At 49.5% G+C, this 1,220-nt stretch carries 2 protein-coding genes; both read left to right on the forward strand.

Going from position 1 to position 1,220, the window contains the following annotated elements:
• The first annotated feature begins 122 nt into the window (after positions 1 to 122).
• Entirely contained in the window at positions 123 to 992 is an 870-nt protein-coding gene (locus C6Y40_RS14525; RefSeq protein ID WP_105935219.1) for a tyrosine-type recombinase/integrase, read from the forward strand.
• A 10-nt stretch (positions 993 to 1,002) separates the two neighbouring features.
• Positions 1,003 to 1,220: transposase zinc-binding domain-containing protein (locus tag C6Y40_RS14530; RefSeq protein WP_170308506.1), on the forward strand; the 218-nt coding region annotated here is incomplete at its 3' end.

Here is a 1,220-nt window from a genome sequence, read left to right on the forward strand (position 1 = left end):
GGACTAAACCGCTCCGCGGTAGTAGTGCCGCCCCCACCTCATTAATTATATTCTGATCTCGTTCTCCGCTTCTAAGCTGAAGGAAGGGCAATGTCGCCCTGAATTCACTCAGGAGTGAAACCATGAGTTACTTTGAAGGATCCAACCCCATACGCCAACGCATGATTGAAGATATGACCATGCGTAGGCTCAGTCCTAAAACGCAAATAGGCTACATCAGAGGCGTGAAGAAACTCGCTACCTTTTTGAAACGCTCGCCAGAGGATGCCACGGCTGAAGAATTGCGCCAATTCCAACTCGCATTGGCCGAGCAAGGTACATCTAACATCACCATCAATGCCACGTTATCGGGTTTAACGTTCTTATTTCATAAGTCCTTGAATCGACCTGATGTGATGCTCAAAGTCAGCACCGTGCCGGTGCCAAGGAAGTTGCCGACGGTATTGAGTAAAGAGGAAGTCAAGCAACTGATTGATGCCACACATAGCATTAAATACAAAGCTGCCTTCTCGGTCGCTTATGGGGCGGGGTTGCGGATTGGCGAAGTGGTGATGTTGAAGGTGACGGATATCGACAGTTCTCGCATGCTATTGCGCGTTGAGCAAGGTAAAGGGAAGAAAGACAGAATGGCAATGTTATCGCCAATGCTGTTGAGTACACTTCGCCAATGGTACAAACATGCCAAAGCGCATCACCTAATGCTACCGGGAGGGTGGTTGTTCCCAGGGCAGAATCCGTTAAACCCTATTGGCACCCGCCAACTCAGTCGGGCCTGCCAATCTGCGTGTCTGGATGCAGGACTGAATAAAAAAGTCTCCATGCACACCTTACGGCACAGTTTCGCCACGCACTTACTGGAAGATAAAGTCGATATTCGTATCATTCAAACGCTGTTGGGGCATAGTAAACTGGAAACCACTGCGCTGTATGCACAAGTCGCCAGTAAACTCTTGCGTGAGGTGGTGAGTCCGTTAGATACACTGGCATTGTGAGCGTGACGTTATGTCGAGTTGTTCACGGCCACCGCTTGAGGTGGCGGATGTGTTTCGTCTGTCTGGTACGCAGTATAAAAGCGCTCAGCATAGGCATTTAAGCTTAGCGCAACTGAAAGTGATGTCAGCCATTGAGCGTTGTCGAAGTGCCCAATTAGGTGCTCATCACCTGCACTGCGAACACTGTCATACCGATGCCATCGCATATAACTCCTGCCGTAATCGTCA

Source organism: Marisediminitalea alba (genome assembly GCF_002993365.1).
Classification (GTDB): Bacteria; Pseudomonadota; Gammaproteobacteria; order Enterobacterales; family Alteromonadaceae; genus Alteromonas; species Alteromonas alba.